The sequence below is a fragment of the Bradyrhizobium sp. BLXBL-03 genome (assembly GCF_051853015.1).
Taxonomy (GTDB): Bacteria; Pseudomonadota; Alphaproteobacteria; order Rhizobiales; family Xanthobacteraceae; genus Bradyrhizobium; species Bradyrhizobium manausense.
The window spans coordinates 4,493,287-4,511,832 of record NZ_CP182470.1 but is presented as its reverse complement, the minus strand read 5'-3'; the positions used below and the strand labels follow the sequence as shown (position 1 = coordinate 4,511,832).

18 protein-coding genes and 1 pseudogene are annotated in these 18,546 nt (G+C 64.0%); 8 read left to right on the top strand and 11 right to left on the bottom strand.

Features of this window, described 5'->3' with window-relative positions; translation table 11 throughout:
* Window positions 1-46: 46 nt before the first annotated feature.
* The gene (locus tag ACNJX9_RS21735; protein ID WP_439404104.1) at window positions 47-679 is read right to left on the bottom strand and encodes a hypothetical protein; all 633 of its coding nucleotides are present in this window, start codon (window positions 677-679) and stop codon (window positions 47-49) included.
* 260 nt (window positions 680-939) lie between these two features.
* Between ACNJX9_RS21735 and ACNJX9_RS21730 the strand changes: the two genes are divergently transcribed.
* The 5 genes and pseudogenes from ACNJX9_RS21730 (at window position 940) to ACNJX9_RS21710 (ending at window position 6,909) form a co-directional block, all read left to right on the top strand.
* Window positions 940-1,230 carry a phasin family protein gene (locus ACNJX9_RS21730; protein ID WP_439404103.1) on the top strand — a complete coding sequence of 97 codons (291 nt, stop codon included), beginning with the start codon at window positions 940-942 and terminating at the stop codon, window positions 1,228-1,230.
* Window positions 1,231-1,297: 67 nt separating this feature from the next.
* Window positions 1,298-1,513 (top strand): hypothetical protein, encoded by a 216-nt coding sequence (locus ACNJX9_RS21725; RefSeq protein WP_439404102.1) that lies wholly within the window; start codon window positions 1,298-1,300, stop codon window positions 1,511-1,513.
* A 786-nt stretch (window positions 1,514-2,299) separates the two neighbouring features.
* Window positions 2,300-3,331, top strand: coding sequence for a TRAP transporter substrate-binding protein (locus ACNJX9_RS21720; protein ID WP_439404101.1), 1,032 nt, complete (start codon window positions 2,300-2,302; stop codon window positions 3,329-3,331).
* Between the two features lie 45 nt (window positions 3,332-3,376).
* A pseudogene (locus tag ACNJX9_RS21715) lies at window positions 3,377-5,235 on the top strand (TRAP transporter large permease).
* Window positions 5,236-5,259: 24 nt separating this feature from the next.
* Window positions 5,260-6,909, top strand: a complete 1,650-nt coding sequence (locus tag ACNJX9_RS21710) for an acyl-CoA synthetase (RefSeq protein ID WP_439404100.1) — start codon at window positions 5,260-5,262, stop codon at window positions 6,907-6,909.
* A 79-nt stretch (window positions 6,910-6,988) separates the two neighbouring features.
* Here the strand turns inward: ACNJX9_RS21710 and ACNJX9_RS21705 are convergent, their stop codons facing one another.
* From ACNJX9_RS21705 to ACNJX9_RS21680, 6 genes are all read right to left on the bottom strand, one after another.
* Complete coding sequence (locus ACNJX9_RS21705; RefSeq protein ID WP_439404099.1) at window positions 6,989-7,786, bottom strand: MBL fold metallo-hydrolase; 798 nt, start codon at window positions 7,784-7,786, stop codon at window positions 6,989-6,991.
* A gap of 13 nt (window positions 7,787-7,799) precedes the next feature.
* Window positions 7,800-8,576, bottom strand: a complete 777-nt coding sequence (locus ACNJX9_RS21700; RefSeq protein WP_439410099.1) for a TatD family hydrolase — start codon at window positions 8,574-8,576, stop codon at window positions 7,800-7,802.
* Window positions 8,577-8,584: 8 nt separating this feature from the next.
* Complete coding sequence (gene metG, locus ACNJX9_RS21695; RefSeq protein WP_439404098.1) at window positions 8,585-10,537, bottom strand: methionine--tRNA ligase; 1,953 nt, start codon at window positions 10,535-10,537, stop codon at window positions 8,585-8,587.
* 108 nt (window positions 10,538-10,645) lie between these two features.
* Window positions 10,646-11,692: a DNA polymerase III subunit delta' gene (locus ACNJX9_RS21690; protein WP_439404097.1), complete on the bottom strand. Its 1,047-nt coding sequence runs from the start codon at window positions 11,690-11,692 to the stop codon at window positions 10,646-10,648.
* On the bottom strand, window positions 11,689-12,375 hold the full coding sequence (gene tmk / locus ACNJX9_RS21685) for a dTMP kinase (RefSeq protein ID WP_439404096.1): 687 nt from the start codon (window positions 12,373-12,375) through the stop codon (window positions 11,689-11,691). The genes ACNJX9_RS21690 and tmk overlap by 4 nt, the downstream gene beginning before the upstream one ends.
* 2 nt (window positions 12,376-12,377) lie before the next feature.
* A complete protein-coding gene (locus ACNJX9_RS21680) occupies window positions 12,378-13,640 on the bottom strand; it encodes a D-alanyl-D-alanine carboxypeptidase family protein (RefSeq protein WP_439404095.1) in 1,263 nt (420 codons plus the stop codon).
* Window positions 13,641-13,793: 153 nt separating this feature from the next.
* Between ACNJX9_RS21680 and ACNJX9_RS21675 the strand changes: the two genes are divergently transcribed.
* Window positions 13,794-14,768, top strand: coding sequence for an alpha/beta fold hydrolase (locus ACNJX9_RS21675; protein WP_439404094.1), 975 nt, complete (start codon window positions 13,794-13,796; stop codon window positions 14,766-14,768).
* On the opposite strand, the gene ACNJX9_RS21670 is transcribed toward ACNJX9_RS21675, so the two are convergent.
* Entirely contained in the window at window positions 14,765-15,667 is a 903-nt protein-coding gene (locus tag ACNJX9_RS21670) for a septal ring lytic transglycosylase RlpA family protein (protein ID WP_057755071.1), read from the bottom strand. The two genes, ACNJX9_RS21675 and ACNJX9_RS21670, sit on opposite strands and share 4 nt — an antisense overlap.
* Window positions 15,668-16,515: 848 nt before the next feature.
* On the opposite strand from ACNJX9_RS21670, the gene ACNJX9_RS21665 reads away from it, so the two are divergent.
* Window positions 16,516-16,644 (top strand): hypothetical protein, encoded by a 129-nt coding sequence (locus ACNJX9_RS21665; protein ID WP_271597404.1) that lies wholly within the window; start codon window positions 16,516-16,518, stop codon window positions 16,642-16,644.
* A gap of 26 nt (window positions 16,645-16,670) precedes the next feature.
* Here ACNJX9_RS21665 and ACNJX9_RS21660 read toward each other — a convergent pair whose 3' ends face one another.
* Window positions 16,671-16,961: a hypothetical protein gene (locus ACNJX9_RS21660; RefSeq protein WP_057755077.1), complete on the bottom strand. Its 291-nt coding sequence runs from the start codon at window positions 16,959-16,961 to the stop codon at window positions 16,671-16,673.
* A 137-nt stretch (window positions 16,962-17,098) separates the two neighbouring features.
* On the opposite strand from ACNJX9_RS21660, the gene ACNJX9_RS21655 reads away from it, so the two are divergent.
* The gene (locus ACNJX9_RS21655) at window positions 17,099-17,677 is read left to right on the top strand and encodes a TIGR00645 family protein (protein WP_057755080.1); all 579 of its coding nucleotides are present in this window, start codon (window positions 17,099-17,101) and stop codon (window positions 17,675-17,677) included.
* A 14-nt stretch (window positions 17,678-17,691) separates the two neighbouring features.
* On the opposite strand, the gene ACNJX9_RS21650 is transcribed toward ACNJX9_RS21655, so the two are convergent.
* Both ACNJX9_RS21650 and ACNJX9_RS21645 read right to left on the bottom strand, forming a co-directional pair.
* Window positions 17,692-18,018 carry a DUF1476 domain-containing protein gene (locus ACNJX9_RS21650; RefSeq protein ID WP_057756665.1) on the bottom strand — a complete coding sequence of 109 codons (327 nt, stop codon included), beginning with the start codon at window positions 18,016-18,018 and terminating at the stop codon, window positions 17,692-17,694.
* A gap of 308 nt (window positions 18,019-18,326) precedes the next feature.
* The gene (locus tag ACNJX9_RS21645) at window positions 18,327-18,518 is read right to left on the bottom strand and encodes a hypothetical protein (protein WP_057756667.1); all 192 of its coding nucleotides are present in this window, start codon (window positions 18,516-18,518) and stop codon (window positions 18,327-18,329) included.
* Window positions 18,519-18,546: the final 28 nt, after the last annotated feature.

Genomic DNA, 18,546 nt, shown 5'->3' with positions numbered 1-18,546 from the left:
GGTGATGCAACGGATTGTGGAGACGTCCTATGCTTGGCGTATCGTCTCACCAGCCATGATCGAACCAGCTGAGTTGCGAATGTCGCGTCTGCGCCGGTCGGGCCCAGCTGGCTTCGGGCATTCCAGCGGCTTGCCTCTGCCGGCGCGGCGTCCATTGGGCGAAGCTGTCGCGGCTGCGGGAGTCCGGCGGCCCGAAGTTCGTCCACGACCAGTCGGATCCGCGCGCGTCCGGCCGCTGCGCGTAGGCGGGGCGGGGACGCCTGCTCCGAAGGCGGGTTGATCTGCCGGGTGCCTGCATCTTTGTTTCAGCTATGCGCACGTCACCTGAATCCTTTGCAACGGCTGCAAGGGAAGCAGAACCGGCGGGAGCAGCTTTTTGCTCAACTTGTGGGGACAGTGATGCCAGGGAATCTGCGGCCGGCTGTGATGGCGGGGCGGGCAGCATGATGGGCTGACCGGTCTCGATGATGATGGGTCCCGGTACCTTCAGTTCTGAGTAGATCCGTATCTTCGGAAGCGGCGCCTCGGAATGATTGCTCTCGACGGCGGCTTGGCGGGGAGTGAGCGCGTCAAGCGCAAAGAGAAGCGCCAGCAACCCTCCGCCGACGAGCAGGAAATACCGCTTCAGCGGTATGACGTTGTCGATCAGCCCACGCTGGTGACAGAGGATCCTGCTCACGCTGCACCGTCCCTAGCACCGGAACGCGGGTGGCATCAGCCGGCAGTCGACGGCGGCCGCTCGCGGCCTCGATGAATCATGGCTGGTCCGCTTCGCTCTCCGTCCGCCGGCCCGCCGCAGTCAAGCCGATAAAGCTAGGCGCAGACCGAGCATGCATTTGAAATCTTGCGCAGTTCCAGCCGAAGCTGCATTGACCTGAGTCAACACGCATCGGGAAATGCCGCCCTATTTTTTGCCATCGTCAACCTGGAGGGCATCCAATGCCACATGAAGCATCGGCGACCCCGACCTTTTCGTTCTCGCCTCCCGACTGGCTTAAGACCTTCAATGGCAGTGCAAAGCTTCCCTATACGGCGATATCGAAGGAGGTTTGGGGGTTCGCCGCCTCGCGCCTTCAGGACCAGGCTGAGTATTTGAATAAGCTTGCCAAGTGCGACGACGCCGTCGAGGCGATCAAGTGCCATTTCGAGTTTGCGCAGCAATCCTGGTCGCGCTCGGTCGGCGACGTCGCCAAGTTGTTCGAGCATCTACGAACACCGTCGGGCTCTTGAACATGCGTCTGGGGAGCCGGGTGGCGGGAGCGCCAGCGCGATCTGCCCGCCTCGAGAGGGAACGGATATGCTCTATACGATTGTCTTTGAAAGCAGGGCGACGCGTGCCCTGTCGGCAGCGGATGCGAAGACCGCACGGCAGGCGCTTGCGTTGGCGGAGGCTCTTCGGCTCTCCGGAGAAATAAAGTACATCAAAACGCTTCAGGAAGGCGAATTCGGCGTTGAGATGCTGCGGCTGCTGGCCAAAGAGGAGTGCGAGGAACTGCCGATCGCACCAGGCTGAGCAGCGCCCTGGTGCGGCGACGCCCGAGGCACAGAGAGCCGCGAAGCGGACTTCCCGGCCGACCGATCAGCCGCCATCAACCACTGAAGATCACGCGGCGAAAACGATACAAGGCGATGGCAAAGAGACCCTGTCGTGCTTCTCGCAGATGCTTGGCGTCGATGGAGCCTAACTGCGTCGGTAGCGGCTTCGATGGGTCGATAGAGGAGGCACACATGATCGAGTTTTCCGCGCGTCCGCTCGCAGGCAAGAAGGGTCTCCTCGCGTGATGGTCTGGTCAACCGTCCGGCACAACGGCCTGCCGAGCAGGCCGGTGCCTGGCGAGGCACCTGCGCTGCGCTTACAACGATGCGTACCGGACGGCTGCAGCAGCGCGCCTTTTGGTGAGGCAGCAGCTCGCAGCCAAGGGAGGGAGACTCGAACCCAGCGCGAAGGACTCAGATCCAACCAATCGACAGGTTACCCGGGGTCCATATCCGTAATTCGCATAAGGTATATTATGGAATATATTTATCTCGAATTAGATCAAATGTTTAGGACGAATTGCTGCCACGCTGCCTTCGCTCCAACGTCAATTTAGGCCTCCGCTCTCCATGCTTGACGGCTACTGTGCATGGGGTTGTTTTCGCGTTCTGGATCGCGGCTGCCCCACATCGAAAGCCGATATTGCCGTGACCCTGTCCGGCTGCAATAAGCGAGCTCCACGAGATCGCAGATGACTGCCGACCAGACGTCCGTATAGGTTTGCGTCTCACAACAAGAACAAACTTCCGAGGAAGCAGACCCATGGTCCTTTCAACGCGTTTTTCCCGCCGCACGCTTCTCAAGGCCACCGCCGCGACCGCCGTTTTTGGCGGGGTCAGCGCGCCCTATGTGGCCCGTGCCCAGGCCGCCGCGTTCTCCTACAAATACGCCAACAACCTGCCTGACTCGCACCCGCTGAACGTCCGCGCCAAGGAGATGGCCGCGGCGATCAAGAGCGAGACCGGCGGCAAGTTCGACCTCCAGATCTTTCCGAACAACCAGCTCGGCTCCGACACCGACATGCTGAGCCAGATCCGCTCCGGCGGCGTCGAGTTCTTCACGCTGTCGGGCCTGATCCTGTCGACCCTGGTGCCGGCCGCGTCCATCAATGGCATCGGCTTCGCATTCCCGGACTACGACACGGTCTGGAAGGCCATGGATGGCGAGCTCGGCGCCTTTGTCCGCGGCGAGATCAAGAAGGCCGGCCTCGAGGTCATGGACAAGATCTGGGACAACGGCTTCCGCCAGACCACGTCGTCGACCAAGCCGATCACCGGACCCGATGACTTCAAGGGGTTCAAGATCCGCGTGCCGGTGTCGCCGCTGTGGACCTCGATGTTCAAGGCGTTCGACGCCGCGCCCGCCTCGATCAATTTCGCCGAGGTCTATTCCGCGCTCCAGACCAAGATCGTCGAGGGCCAGGAGAACCCGCTGGCGATCATCTCGACCGCCAAGCTCTACGAGGTGCAGAAATACTGCTCGCTGACCAACCACATGTGGGACGGATTCTGGTTCCTGGCCAACCGCAGGGCCTGGGCCGCGCTGCCTGACGACATCAAGACCATCGTCGCCAAGAATATCAACGCGGCCGCCCTCAAGGAGCGCGAAGACACCGCCAAGCTGAACGCCAATCTCCAGCAGGAGCTGGCGGGCAAGGGCCTGGCCTTCAACCAGCCCACGGTCGCGCCATTCCGCGACAAGCTGCGCTCCGCCGGCTTCTATGCCGAATGGAAGGGCAAATATGGCGAGCAGGCCTGGGAGCTGCTGGAAAAGGCCGTCGGCAAGCTGTCGTAACGCGTTGGGGCCGTCATGGCTCAGGTCGAGGCTCAGGTGACCGAAATGGTGGGCGAGGTGGCTGGTCAGCCCCCTCGCCGATCTCAGTTGCTGGCTTCGCTGGAGCGCATCCTCGGCCTCGCCGTCGAGATCCCCGCGGCGATCCTGGTCGTCGCCGAGATCGTGATCCTGTTCGCCGGCGTGGTCGCGCGCTACGGCTTGCACCGGCCGCTGATCTGGTCGGACGAGCTTGCCTCGATCCTGTTCCTGTGGCTGGCCATGCTTGGCGCGGCAGTGGCGTTCCGCCGCTCCGAGCATATGCGCATGACCGCGATCGTCGCCAGCGCCACGCCTGCGATGCGGGCCTGGCTCGATCTGGTGGCGGTCTCTGCCGCGCTGGCTTCCTGGCGATGATCGTCTGGCCGGCCTACGACTACGCCTACGAAGAGAGCTTCATTACGACGCCAGCGCTGCAGATTTCGAACATGTGGCGCGCCGTCGCGCTGCCGGTCGGGCTCTGCCTGATGGCGGCATTCGCGCTGCTGCGTCTTTTGCGGGCGGCCGACTACCTGAAGGTGCTGACGGCCGCAATGTCGGTCGCGCTCGTGGTCGGGCTGTTCTGGCTGGCACAGCCCTACCTGCGGCCGCTCGGCAATCTCAACCTCGTGATCTTCTTCGTCGGCGTCGCCGGCTTCTGCGTCTTCGCCGGCGTTCCCATTGCGTTCGGCTTTGGCCTAGCCATCTTCGGCTATCTGGCGCTAACCACGCACACGCCGGTCATGGTGCTGGTCGGACGGATGGACGAGGGCATGAGCCACCTCATCCTGCTGTCCGTGCCGCTGTTCGTGTTCCTGGGGCTCCTGATCGAGATGACCGGCATGGCCCGGGCCATGGTGGCGTTCCTGGCGAGCCTGCTCGGCCATGTCCGCGGTGGCCTGCACTACGTGCTGGTCGGCGCCATGTACCTGGTGTCCGGCATATCAGGCGCCAAGGCCGCCGACATGGCTGCGGTCGCGCCCGTGCTGTTCCCGGAGATGAAGCAGCGTGGCGCCAAGCCCGGCGATCTCGTCGCACTGCTCGCGGCGACCGGCGCCCAGACTGAAACCATTCCGCCGAGCCTGGTGCTGATCACGATCGGCTCGGTCACCGGCGTGTCGATCGCCGCCCTCTTCACCGGCGGCCTGCTGCCAGGCGTCGTGCTCGCGGTCACGCTCTGCATGCTGGTGTGGTGGCGCTACCGCCATGAGGACATGAGCCATGTCCGCCGCGCAACCGCGTCCGAGATCGGCAAGACCTTCGTCATCGCCCTGCCCGCGCTCGCGCTGCCCTTCGTGATCCGCTACGCCGTCGTCGAAGGCATTGCGACAGCCACCGAGGTCTCGACCATCGGCATCGTCTATGGCGCCCTCGTCGGTCTCGTCATCTACCGCCGCTTCGACTGGCAGCGGCTGTTTCCGATGCTGGTCGAGACGGCGGCGCTGTCGGGCGCGATCCTGCTGATCATCGGCACGGCCACCGGCATGGCCTGGGGCCTGACGCAATCAGGCTTCTCGCGCTCGCTGGCATCCGCCATGACCGGATTGCCAGGGGGAGTTGCGAGCTTCATCGCCGTATCGATCCTGGCCTTCACCATTCTCGGCAGCGTGCTGGAGGGCATCCCGGCGATCGTGCTGTTCGGGCCGCTGCTGTTTCCGATCGCCCGCGCCGTTGGCGTGCACGAGGTGCACTACGCCATGATCATCATCCTTGCGATGGGTATCGGGCTATTCGCGCCGCCGTTCGGCGTCGGTTATTATGCTGCCTGTGCCATCGGACGCGTTGAGCCCGCCGAGGGCATCAGGCCGATCTGGGGTTATCTGCTGGCGCTGCTGGTGGGATTGATCGTCGTCGCGGTGTTCCCCTGGATCTCGATCGGATTCCTGTAACGCATGGCGTCAAGGAGGGTGTCGATGAGTGAGCGGCAGAACCAGTACGATATCGGCCTCGACAAGACCCCCGCCAATTATGTGCCGCTGTCGCCGCTGAGCTTCCTCGCGCGCAGCGCCGGCGTCTATCCCGATCACATCAGCACGGTCTATGAGGGCCGCAGCTTCACGTGGAGGCAGACGCATGAGCGCTGCAAGCGCTTTGCCTCCTATCTTGCCAGCAAAGGCATCGGCGTCGGCGACACCGTCGCTGCGATGCTGCCGAACACTCCGGCAATGAACGAGGCGCATTTCGCAATTCCCATGACCGGCGCTGTGCTCAACGCTCTCAACATCCGCCTCGATCCGCCCTCCATCGCCTTCCAGCTCGACCATGGGGCCGCCAAGATCATCCTGGTCGATCCTGAATTTTCAGGCGTCATCACCGATGCGCTGGCGCAGATGACCGGGCCAAAGCCGTTCGTGATCGACGTCGACGATGCCGCGTTCAAGGGTGGCAAGCGCATCGGCGAGATCGAATATGAAGCCGCCGTCGCGCAAGGCGATCCGAACTTCACGGCAATCCTGCCAAGCGACGAATGGGACGCGATCGCGCTGAGCTACACCTCGGGCACCACCGGCAATCCCAAGGGCGTCGTCACCCATCATCGCGGCGCGTATCTCAACGCCGTCAGCAACATCCTCGCCGGCAATCTCGGCCAGCATCCGGTCTATCTCTGGACCCTGCCGATGTTCCACTGCAACGGCTGGTGCTTCCCCTGGACGATCGCGGCCGCGGCCGGCATCAATGTCTGCTTGCGCAAGGTCGAGCCGACCAAGATTTTCGAGCTGATCAGGCAGCACGGCGTCACCCACATGTGCGGCGCGCCGATCGTGTACAACACGCTGATCAATGCGCCCGATGCGCCACGGGGCAACGCGGCACGCCGCGTCGTCGGCCTCATCGCCGGCGCAGCGCCGCCGGTCGCGGTGTTGGAAGGCGCCGAAAACATCGGCATCAAGCTCACCCATGTGTATGGCCTGACCGAGGTCTACGGCCCCGCGTCGGTCTGCGCCGAGCAGCCGGGCTGGGACGAGCTTGCGCCTGCCGAGCGCGCCCGCATGAAGCGCCGCCAGGGCGTTCCCTACCCGCTCGAGGAAAGCGTCACCGTCATCGATCCGCAGACCATGCAGCAGGTCCCGCGCGACGGCGAGACCATCGGCGAGGTGATGTTCCGCGGCAATATCGTGATGAAGGGCTACCTCAAGAACGAGAAGGCGACCAAGGAAGCCTTCGAGGGCGGCTGGTTTCACACCGGCGATCTCGGCGTGCTCGACGAGCACGGCTATGTCATCATCAAGGATCGCTCCAAGGATATCATCATCTCCGGCGGCGAGAACATCTCCTCCGTCGAGGTCGAGGACATCCTCTACAAGCATCCGGCGGTGCTGTTCGCCGCGGTGGTGGCAAAGCCCGATCCGAAATGGGGCGAAGTGCCCTGCGCCTTCGTCGAGCTGAAGGACGGCGCGAGCGCGACCGAGGCCGAGATCATCGCCTTCTGCCGCACCCATATGAGCGGCTTCAAGACGCCGAAGGCCGTCGTGTTCGGACCGATCCCGAAGACGTCGACCGGCAAGATCCAGAAATTCCTGCTGCGCAACGAAGTTGGGTCGGCGAAGGCGATCTCGACCTAATTGGCGTCGGGTTCGCAGGCTGTCGAGACTATAGTGCGCGGCCATACCCGCAAAGCCGCGGTGCGCTACGCCTGGTAGGTCAATGTGTCTGCAGCTGCAGGCCGTCATAGGCCGGCACCACGCCTGCGGGCAGAGTCTGCCGGATCACCTCATAATCGACGTCCGCCGTCATGTTGGTGATCACGGCGCGCTTCGGCTTGAAGCGCTCGATCCACGACAAAGCGTCGTTGATGCTGAAATGGCTGACGTGGCTGGTGTAGCGCAGGCCGTCGACGATCCAGAGGTCGAGATTTTCCAGCGCGCCCCAGCTCTCGCGTGGGATGTCATTGAGGTCCGGCGTGTAAGCGGCATCGCCGATACGATAGCCGAGCGCAGGAATGTTGCCGTGCTGGACCAGGAAGGCCGTCATCGTCACGGCGCCGCCCTTCCCAAGAATAGTCTGGCTCTCGCCCGCCTCGATCGAATGCCGTGTCAGGATCGGCGGGTAGTCGCTGCCCTCCGGCGAAATGAAGCAATAGGAGAACCGCGCCATGATGTCCTTGGCGGTCGACTGGTTGAAATAGGTCGGGATGCGGCGGCGCATGTGCATGACGACCGAGCGCAGATCGTCCATGCCATGGGTCTGGTCGGCGTGCTCGTGGGTGAGGAACACCGCGTCGATGTGGTCGACGTTGGTCGAGAGCAGTTGCTCGCGCAGGTCCGGCGAGGTGTCGATCACGATCCGCGTCGTGCCATGCTCGGACTTCCGCTCGACCAGCAGTGAGCAGCGGCGGCGGCGATTCTTCGGATTGGTCGGATCGCATGCGCCCCAGCCGAGGGCGGGACGCGGAACACCGGCGGAGGAGCCGCAGCCCAGGATCGTCAGCGTCAGCGTCATGCGGCTCAGAACCTCAAGCTTTCACCTTGGAGAACAGGCGGAAGAAATTGTCGGTGGTCTGGCGAGAAATCTCGTCCAACGACACCCCGCGCGTTTCGGCCAGAACCTTGGCGACCTCGACCACATAGGCCGGCTCGTTGCGCTTGCCCCGGAACTTGCCCGGCGCAAGGTAGGGCGAGTCTGTTTCAACCAGAATACGGTCAGCAGGCAGTTCGGCCGCAAGCGCGCGCAGCGTATCCGACTTCTTGAAGGTCAAGATGCCCGTGAAGCCGATATAGAGCCCGAGCGACACCGCCTTCAGTGCCAGCTCACGCCCGCCGGTGTAACAATGCAGCACGGCGCGAAACGATCCCTTGGCCGCCTCCTCTTCCAAGATGCGGGCGCAGTCCTCGTCCGCCTCGCGGGTATGGATCACCAGCGGCAGGCGCGTGGCGCGCGCGGCGGCGATATGGGCACGAAAGCCCCTTGCCTGCGCCGCGGGCGACCCGTCGTCGTAGAAATAGTCGAGCCCGGCTTCGCCGAGCGCGACCACCTTGGGATGCCGTGTCAGCTCAATCAGCTCGTCCGGCGAGATGCCGTCTTCCTCATCCGCGTTGTGCGGATGGGTGCCGACCGAGCAATAGACGTCGTCATAACGCTCGGCGATGGCGAGAAGCTGATCGAGCTTTCGCACCCGTGTCGAGATCGTGACCATGCGGCCGATCCCAGCCGCGCGGGCACGCGACACGATGCCGTCGATATCCTCCGCAAAGTCCGGGAAATCCAGATGGCAGTGACTGTCGACCAGCATCATGCGCCTCAGGCCGCCGGATCGATGTAGCGCGGGAAAGCCGGCGTCGGCGCTGGCAGCGTGGTGCCGGGCGCGATCCGCTTCTCGCCGCCGAGCATCGCGAAATTGCGCTCAGCCGCCGGGATACCGAGGCTGTCGAGCAGCAACCCCGATGCGGTCGGCATCGCCGGCTGGGCCAGGATCGCGATCTGACGCACGACTTCCGCGGTGACGTAGAGCACCGTCTTCTGCCGGACAGGATCGGTCTTGGCGAGTGCCCATGGTGCCTCACCCGCGAAATAGCGGTTGGCTTCCGCGACCACAGCCCACACGGCGTTGAGCCAGTGATGGATCTGCTGTGTCGCCATGGCTTCGCGCGATGCGGCAATCATGCCATCGGCCATCGCCAGGATCGCCTTATCGTTGTCGCTTAACGCGCCGGGCTCCGGCAGCACGCCGCCGAGCTGTTTGGCGATCATCGACAGCGAGCGCTGCGCGAGGTTGCCGAGATCGTTGGCGAGGTCGGCATTGATGCGCGCGACGATGGCCTCGTGGTTGTAGTTGCCATCCTGGCCATAGGAGACCTCGCGCAGGAAGAAATAGCGCATCTGGTCGACGCCGTACTGGTCGGCGAGATTGAACGGGTCGACGACGTTGCCGACCGACTTCGACATCTTCTCACCCCTGTTGAACAGGAAGCCATGGGCATAGACCCGCTTCGGCAGCGCAAGGCCGGCCGACATCAGGAAAGCCGGCCAGTACACTGCGTGGAAGCGGATGATGTCCTTGCCGATGATATGCACGTCGGCCGGCCAGTAGCGCCAGTTCTTATCGCTTTCGTCAGGGAAGCCTACGCCAGTGATGTAGTTGGTCAGCGCGTCGACCCAGACATACATCACATGCTCTTCGTTGCCGGGCACCTTCACGCCCCAGTCGAAGGTGGTGCGCGAGATCGAGAGATCGCGCAGGCCACCCTTCACGAAACTCACCACCTCGTTGCGGCGCGCATCCGGGCCGATGAATTCGGGATGGTCCGCGTAAAGCTTCAGCAGCTTGTCCTGATAGGCCGACAGGCGGAAGAAATAGCTCTTCTCCTCGACCCATTCGACCGGCGTGCCTTGCGGCCCGAGGCGTACGCCATCGTCGTTCAGGCGTGTCTCGTCCTCGGCGTAATAGGCCTCATCACGCACCGAGTACCAGCCCGAATAGATGTCGGCGTAGATGTCGCCATTCGCTTCCATGCGACGCCAGATCTCCTGGCTCGAGCGATGATGCTGCTCTTCGGTGGTGCGAATGAAGCGGTCGAACGAGACGTTCAGACGCTGGTCCATCTCCTTGAAGCGGTTGGCATTGCGGGTCGCGAGTGCGGACGGGGACAGGCCCTCGTTCTGCGCGGTCTGAACCATCTTCTGGCCATGCTCGTCCGTGCCGGTCAGGAAGAACACGTCCTTGCCGTCGAGCCGGGCGAAGCGCGCCAGCACGTCGGCCGAGATCGCCTCATAGGCGTGACCGATATGCGGGCTGCCGTTGGGATAGGCGATGGCGGTCGAGATGTAGAAGACATTGTCGCGGGCGGGCGCAGCAGCGACCACATCCGCTTTCGATGCGGTCACCGGCTTCGGCGCCTTGGGTTTCGACACTTTGGGCTTCACCGTCTTCGGCGGCTTAGCGACGGGTGCCGGCGCGGCGATCACGGCGGGCTCAGCCACCTTCGCCTTCTTGACCGCGTTCTTCGCAGGAGCCTTTGCTGGCTTCTTCACCGCTTTCTTGGCGATGACCGGCGCCTTGGCAGCTTTCTTGCTGGCCTTCTTTGCCGTCTTTGCAGCGCTCTTCTTCACGCCCTTCTTGGCGACGGCCTTCTTGGTCTTCTTGACCTTCTTGGCAGCCTTACGCGCCAGCGCCTTCACGGCCTTTTTGGCGGCCTTCTTTGCAGCCTTCTTGCTGCTCTTGCCCTTGGCGGCTTTCTTAGCGCGTGTTGCCACGACAAATTCCTTTACCGGCTTCTCGAATTTTGGAAACGAACTGCGTTAGGTTGTTATTCTGAGCATGCTCCTCTCGGAAAACCGCTACACACTTTTCCGGATCATGCTCTAGCGCGTTGCGTCCGCCAGCCAGCCGAACACCGAGAAAACCAAGGGCTTTCGCTCCAGATTGTAGGTTTCGGTGTCGCGCGCGGCGCGGACGATCTTTTCCCATACCTCGCTCAAGCGCGCAAGGCGCGGCAGGTTCTGGTTGGCATTGGCTTCGTCTGCATGCAGGCGCTCCGCGATCCAGCGATCGATGCCGTCGACGAAGGCGGCAAGGGCCACGCGGTCGCTGGTGCCGAGGGATTCACCAAGCGTGTGCAATTCACGCGGATCGACCTCCGGCAACCGTGCCAAGAGCGCGGCGGTGCGCTGCTGGAGCTTCAGCGCATCGCCGCCGAGCAGCGTCAGCGCGCGCGAGACACTGCCCTCGGAGGCCTCCGCTGCCTCGCGCAGTGCCAAATCAGTCGGCGGGATGTCGGCGGCCGCAGCTGCTGCGGCAATGACCTCGTCGGTCGGCAGTGATCGCAGACGCAGCTTGCGGCAACGCGACTGGATGGTGGCGAGCACGCGCGCCGGAGCGTGGCTGACCAAAAGGAACAGCGATCGCTGCGGCGGCTCCTCGAGGATCTTGAGCAGCGCGTTTGCCGCATTGGGATTGAGCTCGTCGACGGTGTCGACGACGCAGACGCGCCAACCTTCTGCTGCAGCCGTCGAGCCGAAGAATGCGATCGTCTCGCGAGTCTCGTCGACCGTGATGACCGTGCGCATCACACCACGGTCATTGGCGGTGCGCTCCAGCGTCAGCAGGCCGCCATGCGAGCCGGCTGCGACCTGTCGCGCCACGGCATCATCAGGATCAATGAAGAGATCTTCGGCGGTCTGCACGGCCGTCGCCAGGGGTTGGCCATGGGCGAGCACGAAGCGCGCCATACGATAGGCCAGCGTTGCCTTGCCGATCCCTTGCGGCCCGCCAATCAGCCAGGCATGCGGGATACGCCCGCTGCGATAGGCGGTCAGCAGCGCCGCCTCGGCCTCGCGATGGCCGAACAGAAGGCTGGTCTCGCGGGGATGCGGGATAACACTCTCGCGCTCGGCCTGACGCGGGCTCATGCCGAGATCACCGAAGCCGGCGTCGGCAGGAGGCGTTCGCGCAGCGCGGCCCAGACGCGACCAGCGACCGTATCAGGGTCGGAATTGGCATCGATCAGCACGCAGCGCGCGGGATCGTCGACGGAGATCTTGCGATAGGCCTCGCGCAGGCCCTGGTGGAAAGCGAGCTTCTCGCCTTCGAACCTGTCAGGCGTGCTGCTGCCGCGCCGCGCCGCCGCGCGCGCCAGGCCAATCTCGACCGGCAGATCGAGGATGAAGGTCAGATCGGGCTTGAGATCGCCGATTGTGACCCGCTGCATGGCGTTGATCAGTCCGGCGGGTACGCTGCCGAGGCTACCCTGATAGGCTCGTGTCGAGTCGGCGAAGCGGTCGCACAGCACCCAGACGCCTTGTTTGAGCGCAGGCTCGATCACGGTGTGGACGTGGTCGTCGCGCGCGGCCGCGAATAGCAGCGTCTCGGCTTCGGGCCCGAGCAGCTTGCCCATCCCCGACAGCACCAGATGGCGCATGATCTCGGCGCCGGGCGAGCCGCCGGGCTCGCGCGTGACCAGGATCCGCAGTCTGGCCGCACTCAGACGCTCGGCCAGCTTCTTGATCTGGGTCGACTTGCCCGTCCCCTCACCGCCTTCAAAGGTGATGAAGCGTCCGCGCCCGGACGGCCGCTGTCCCGTGCTCTCACTCATGGTCAGAGCTTCTCGGCGCCTGCGCGGAACATGCCGATCACGAGCTCGCTGGCGCCGTCGATCGCGCGCCGCATGGTCGAGCCGGTGCCGATCGATTCCGCAGCGTAGACCGGCGTTTCCACCGCGATATTGCCGCTGCGCCAGACCTTGACCACGCCGACCTGCTGGCCTTCCCGAACCGGCGCGCGCACGGGACCGCTATAGACGACGCGCGCGACCAGCTTGTCGCCGCCGCTCTTGTGCACCATCACCTTCACCGGCACTTTCGCAACCAGCTTCACAGAGCGACTCTCGCCCCCGAAGACCTTTGCGTAGCCGACCGGTTCGTCGGCCGCGATCAGGGTGCGGGTCTCGAAGTTGCGGAAGCCCCATTCCAGCATCTTCTTGGCTTCGGTGGCGCGATCCTCGGGGTCTTCGAGCCCGTTGACCACGACGATCAACCGCGTGCCGTTCTGCACCGCCGAGCCGACCATGCCATAGCCGCCTTCCTTGGTGTAACCGGTTTTCAGGCCGTCGGCGCCTTCCATCGAATTGAGCAAGGGATTGCGGTTCGGTTGGCGGATTTTGTTCCAGGTGAACTCCTTCTCGCCGAACAGTTTGTAGAACTCCGGAAAGTCCAGGATGATGTGACGCGCGAGCATGCCGAGTTCGCGCACCGTCATCTTGTTGCCGGGGTCGGGCAGGCCGTTGGAATTGGCGAAGGTCGACTTGGTCATGCCGAGCTCGCGGGCGCGCTTGGTCATGAAGTCGGAGGCAAAGATCTTCTCGTTGCCCGCGATGCCTTCGGCGAGAGCGATGCAGGCATCGTTGCCACTCTGGATGATCGCGCCGTGCAGGAGGTCGTCGACCGAGACCTTGCTGTTGATGGCTGCGAACATGGTTGAGCCGCCCGAGGGCGCCCCGCCCCTGCGCCAGGCATTCTCGCTGATCCGGTATTCGTCGGTCAGCTTGATTTCGCCCTTCTTGATCGCGTTGAACACGACCTCCGCGGTCACGAGCTTCATCATGCTGGAGGGCGCGCGCAGCTCGTCGGCGTTCTTCTCGAACAGCACGCTACCGCTGGAGGCCTCGATCAGGATCGCCGTGGGGGCATCGCCGTCAAAGCCGGGATCTTCGGTTTTCTTGGCGCCCTGGACGCTCTGGTTGGCGGCATAGAGCACCCCGCCCCAGCCGAGGCTCACGGCAAGCGCCGCCGCGACCAGCCCGCGTGCCAGCGCTCCGGCGGTGAACCGGGGATGGCGGAGCGGGATCAGATGAAATGCCATGGCGAAGCCCTGAGAGCGGCGTTCTAACAAACGGAACCGGTGCGAACAACACGAGGATCGGGTGCTTGCTCCGAGATTGCACGATTCTCGTCGCATCCCTATCGTGGCACCTCATGTTTCCCGACCAAACCCCTGAAACAAGGCGGAAAAGCGATGTCCACGACTCGTGTGATCAAGGCCAATGGGATCGACCTCTTCATCCGCGAAGCCGCCGGCCAGGGACCGCTGGTTGTGCTGTGCCATGGCTGGCCGGAACTGTCATATTCGTGGCGACATCAGATCCCGGCACTGGCAGCCGCCGGCTTTCACGTCGTGGCTCCCGACATGCGCGGCTTCGGCCAGAGCGCGGCGCCGCCGGACGTATCCGCCTATTCGATCTTTGACCTGGTGGGCGATGTCGTCGGACTGGTCCAGGCGCTCGGCAAGACCAGGGCGATGGTGGTCGGCCACGACTGGGGCGCGCCGGTCGCCTGGCATGCGGCCCTGTTCCGGCCGGATATCTTCACGGCCGTCGCAGGCCTGAGCGTGCCGCCGCCGTTGCGCGGACGCGGCAGGCCGCTCGAACTGCTGCGGCAAGGCGGCATCACCAACTTCTACTGGCAGTATTTCCAGGCGCCCGGTGTCGCCGAGGGCGAGTTCGAGCAGAACGTCGCCCGCACCATGCGGATCGTGCTCGGCGGCCGCGGTCTTGCCGACCCCAATGCCGCGATGTTCGTGCAGGAGGGCAAGGGCTTTCTCGGCCATGCGACCGCCGACGAGCCGCTACCGGCGTGGCTGAGCGAGGACGATCTTGCTCATTTCACCGAAAATTTCCGCAAGTCCGGCTTCCGCGGCGGGCTGAACTGGTATCGCAACATCGACCGCAATTGGGAGCTGACCGCGCCCTGGCAGGACGCGCAGATCCGCCAACCCTCGCTCTTCATCGCCGGCGCGCAGGATGCCGTCATCACCGGACTGATCGGTGCCAAGCGCGTCAACGAGCTGGAGCGCGTGCTACCCAATCTCACGCGAAAGATCATCATCGACGGCGCGGGCCATTGGGTGCAGCAGGAGCGGCCCGACGAGGTCAACGCCGCGCTGGTCAGATTCCTGCGCGAAGCGTCGTCACCCTCGGCGGCGCGCGATTAGTACAGGCCGCGGCCGGTCAGGATGCTGCGGGCCTCGGCTGCGCCGTCATCTGAGGCGGAAGGACCGCTGTCGGAGGCATAGCGGCCGTCCTGATCATAGGACACCTGGCGGACATTCTGGAGCGCCCGGCCCCGGCTGCGGCTCGAGGCCGACATCTCCGAGGTTGCGTTGATCGAGGCGACGTCCGCTGCGCTATTGCCAAGGCTATAGGGCCGCCCTTCCGGCATCGGGACTTCGCCCCTGATAGCACCGCGGTTCGACGAAGGCAGCTCGGGCACGAATGGCCGCGCCGAGGCGACCCGGACCATCGAGGGCGACGGCGCCGGCACGCCGGTGCGCAAGGTCGCCATCAGCTGGCGGTCATCCGAGCCTTCCAGCGGCGCCCGGCCGACATATTCGACGCGGACCCTGGCGACGCCATTGCCTTTGAATTCAAGCAGTTCGGCGGCTTTGTTCGAGACGTCGATGAGACGGTTGCCGTGATAGGGACCGCGGTCATTGACGCGCACGACCAGCGACTTGCCGTTGGAGAGATTGGTCACCCGCGCATAGGACGGCATCGGCAGGGTCGGATGGGCTGCCGTCAGCGAGCCCATGTCGAAGACTTCGCCGTTGGCGGTCAGACGGCCGTGGAAATCGTCGCCGTACCAGGACGCCGTGCCCTCGGCCCGGTAGTTGACGTCCTCCTCCGGCACGTAGGTCCGGCCGGCGACGACGTAGGGCTTACCGACGCGATAGGTGCCGCCGCCTTTGGGCACGGGCTCGCCCCAGGCTACGACTCGCGGGCTCGACGACACGCCGTATTTGGGATCGACCCGGCTGGCGAACTTGTTGGACGAGGCGCAGTTGGCAAGCGCTAGGCAGGTGGCGACCGCCGCAACACATCGCGCGGCCCGCATCACCGAATCTGACCGTCGGATCCCCATTCGCCCCAAATACCATTTCGCCGGAGACGAACCCAACCCGCTTTCCTGCGGGGGTGCCCTGCGGACGTCAAACTCCGCGCGGCCCACCACCGTCCGGAGACGGTAACGATAACGCAACCCGAACACGGCGGAAATGGGGAGCGCACAACCTACGCACCGGGATGGTAAACAGGACGTTCGCAATTCTCCGTTCATCTACGGGGCGCGAGGACCGTGGCGCCGGCTCGTCTGTGCCAGTCCCGCACAAGCTGTTGCGCCAAAAGCTCACTCCACCCCCGATATCGCTGGCTTCACCGGAATTCTTTTGACTGTGCAAGGCTGCCCGCGTTTTCTCGCGTGCAGGGGCGGGATTGGAATTAGCGATGATCGAGACGGTTTCGGCACTGATGGGTCTGGTAAGCGCAGGGATCTTCCTGGCCCATGCGTTTGAAGGCTACCGCACGAGGGCCTGAAGGCACTCGCGCGCGCGACATTGCACTACTTCTTCACAGCGGCACGTTCGGACAATTTTAATCAATTCGATCGAGCATCGAGCATCGAGCATCGAGCATCGAGGACGAGAGCAGCAGGTGTCCCATGCGCAAACATGACCTCGTATCCGATGGCTTTCTGGCATTGACCGCAGGCGGTCTGGTCCTGCTCTGCTCGAGCCTCGTGGCGCTGGCCTTCGGCTAATCCTCCAACCACCCTGCGGCATTTTCGGATTGCTGGGCCATGGCAGCGCAGCAGGCGCTGTGACCCGCTCCCATTTAGTTGATTGAATTTTCGTGTTCGGCGCCTCGACCAATTTCAAGAGGCCACCGCCAGCTAAGGTGACGAACATGCTCGCCGAGAAATTCATCCTGGTTCTGGAATCGCTGATCCGCGGCGGTCGGACCTATCCCGACGGAAGCCCCCGGGTCATCAGCACCTCTGCGCACGTCCCGGTGACGCTGCCAAAGCAGAAATAGCTGCGCTCCGCCACGCGCTCGCCCCGCTAGCGCAAGCCCAACGGAGAGCTGCGATAGAGGCTGTCGCGGGCTTCATTCGCGCAGACGAAGCTGCCGTCGAACCCCTGGCCATACAGCCTCTGTCCCTTGCGGTAGTAGACGCCCTTCTTGAAATCCAGCCACACCACCTTGTCGCCGGGGCAATGGCGCCGGGCCTGGTCCTCATAGCGAAACGGCGTCAGCGGTGTCGCCGAGACGCCCGTAGCGCCCACGCCGAAGATGATCGCACTCGAAAGCGCGACATGACCTACGACCTTGCCAAAGCGGCTGCGCAGCACTGCCCACCTCCCCGTTTTCCACCTCTACGATAGCATGAGACGACGCGAGCTCCAGCAACCGACCCGGGGCGCCGTCTTTCTCCGGCCATCGGGGCGAGGTACATGGGAGCAGCGTCACCTCCATCATCGGACATTGCATGTCGGTAGAGCCCGAAACCACCACCGGTCCCCGCCCGCCCTCGCCGCGCCTCGGCCTGTTGCCGATGATCATCTTCGGGTCGCGCTGGCTGCAGCTGCCGCTCTATCTCGGGCTGATCGTGGCGCAATGCGTCTACATCGTACTGTTCCTGAAGGAGCTCTGGCACCTTTCCTCGCACGCGCTCGATCTCACCGAGCAGGAGATCATGATGAGCGTGCTGGCGCTAATCGACGTCGTGATGATCTCAAACCTGCTGGTGATGGTGATCGTCGGCGGCTACGAGACCTTCGTCTCCCGGCTCGACCTCCAGGGCCATCCCGACGAGCCGGAGTGGCTCGGCCACGTCAACGCCAGCGTGCTCAAGATCAAGCTCGCGATGGCGATTATCGGCATCTCCTCGATCGCGTTGCTGCGCACCTTCATCGAGGCCGGCAATCTCGGATCAAACCGCGCCAGCCTCACCGAGAACGGCGTGATGTGGCAGGTGCTGATCCACATCACTTTCGTCGCGTCGGCGATCGGCATCGCCTTCGTGGACAGGTTCAGCGATACGACCACGCGCAAGCACCAGGAGTGAGGTGCTGGTCGACGTCAAGCCTGGCGCGAGGCGACTTCGAGCTGCCCCAGCGCCTGGTGCAGGCACTCCTGCATCTTCTGCGCAATCTGCTCGCGTGAAATGCCCTTCTCGGCGAGGTCGCTCGAGACCTTGTTGATGGTCTCGTCCATGGTCTGATTCGCCAGACCGTCGGTCACCAGCTTCGTCGCGTAAGCGGCGGCGGCATCGCCGCTGAGTCCGAGCTCGCCTGCGGCCCACAGCCCGAGCAGCTTGTTCGACCGGGCCGCAGCCTTGAACATGAGCTCCTCGTCATGGGCGAATTTGGCCTCAAAGCCCTGCTCGCGCTTGTCGAACGTGGTCATGGTCAGCTCCATTTGCGCTGTCACTGGGTGGGATCTGGATCGGGGAGCGAACGTCTCCGTGGTTCTGGTCATCTGAGGATCAATTGAATCTTCCGGCCGAAGGCGTTCGCCGTCAAGCGTCGCTTGCACCGGCAGGCAGCGTCAGGCCCCGACCGGCCCGGCTGGCTAGACGATTTGCCGCATGGCCTCGGGGAGATCGAGAGCCGACGCGTGAACAGAGAGCTTCGGGAATTTCGACGGCTTGAGCGCCTGCGCCTTGCGTCCTTCGAGCCGGCGCTGAACCGGCGGCGCACAGCAGCCGCGGACTGTCAGGCCTTTGCTGCAGCCGCCTCGCGCGCCAGCCGCTCGGCCTTCAGCCGCTCGCGATTGGCGTGAAACGCCTTCTGCGCCTCCTCATGGTCGCGCATGGCCTTCTCGGCCTCGATCCGGCGAGCCGCATCGCGGGCCTGGCGCTGTTCCGGTGTCAGGGGTTTGCGTCGGAAGGAAAGGTCTTCAGTCATGGCGAGGCAACGCGGCGCTGGGGAATAG

What these genes read in the sequence shown, in the direction of transcription:
- ACNJX9_RS21730 (WP_439404103.1), top strand. Translation starts at nt 940, where the DNA reads ATGCCACATGAAGCATCGGCGACCCCGACCTTTTCGTTCTCGCCTCCC.
- ACNJX9_RS21725 (WP_439404102.1), top strand. Translation starts at nt 1,298, where the DNA reads ATGCTCTATACGATTGTCTTTGAAAGCAGGGCGACGCGTGCCCTGTCG.
- ACNJX9_RS21720 (WP_439404101.1), top strand. Translation starts at nt 2,300, where the DNA reads ATGGTCCTTTCAACGCGTTTTTCCCGCCGCACGCTTCTCAAGGCCACC.
- ACNJX9_RS21710 (WP_439404100.1), top strand. Translation starts at nt 5,260, where the DNA reads ATGAGTGAGCGGCAGAACCAGTACGATATCGGCCTCGACAAGACCCCC.
- ACNJX9_RS21705 (WP_439404099.1), bottom strand. Translation starts at nt 7,786, where the DNA reads ATGACGCTGACGCTGACGATCCTGGGCTGCGGCTCCTCCGCCGGTGTT.
- ACNJX9_RS21700 (WP_439410099.1), bottom strand. Translation starts at nt 8,576, where the DNA reads ATGCTGGTCGACAGTCACTGCCATCTGGATTTCCCGGACTTTGCGGAG.
- ACNJX9_RS21690 (WP_439404097.1), bottom strand. Translation starts at nt 11,692, where the DNA reads ATGAGCCCGCGTCAGGCCGAGCGCGAGAGTGTTATCCCGCATCCCCGC.
- tmk (WP_439404096.1), bottom strand. Translation starts at nt 12,375, where the DNA reads ATGAGTGAGAGCACGGGACAGCGGCCGTCCGGGCGCGGACGCTTCATC.
- ACNJX9_RS21680 (WP_439404095.1), bottom strand. Translation starts at nt 13,640, where the DNA reads ATGGCATTTCATCTGATCCCGCTCCGCCATCCCCGGTTCACCGCCGGA.
- ACNJX9_RS21675 (WP_439404094.1), top strand. Translation starts at nt 13,794, where the DNA reads ATGTCCACGACTCGTGTGATCAAGGCCAATGGGATCGACCTCTTCATC.
- ACNJX9_RS21670 (WP_057755071.1), bottom strand. Translation starts at nt 15,667, where the DNA reads ATGCGGGCCGCGCGATGTGTTGCGGCGGTCGCCACCTGCCTAGCGCTT.
- ACNJX9_RS21665 (WP_271597404.1), top strand. Translation starts at nt 16,516, where the DNA reads ATGCTCGCCGAGAAATTCATCCTGGTTCTGGAATCGCTGATCCGCGGC.
- ACNJX9_RS21655 (WP_057755080.1), top strand. Translation starts at nt 17,099, where the DNA reads ATGTCGGTAGAGCCCGAAACCACCACCGGTCCCCGCCCGCCCTCGCCG.
- ACNJX9_RS21650 (WP_057756665.1), bottom strand. Translation starts at nt 18,018, where the DNA reads ATGACCACGTTCGACAAGCGCGAGCAGGGCTTTGAGGCCAAATTCGCC.
- ACNJX9_RS21645 (WP_057756667.1), bottom strand. Translation starts at nt 18,518, where the DNA reads ATGACTGAAGACCTTTCCTTCCGACGCAAACCCCTGACACCGGAACAG.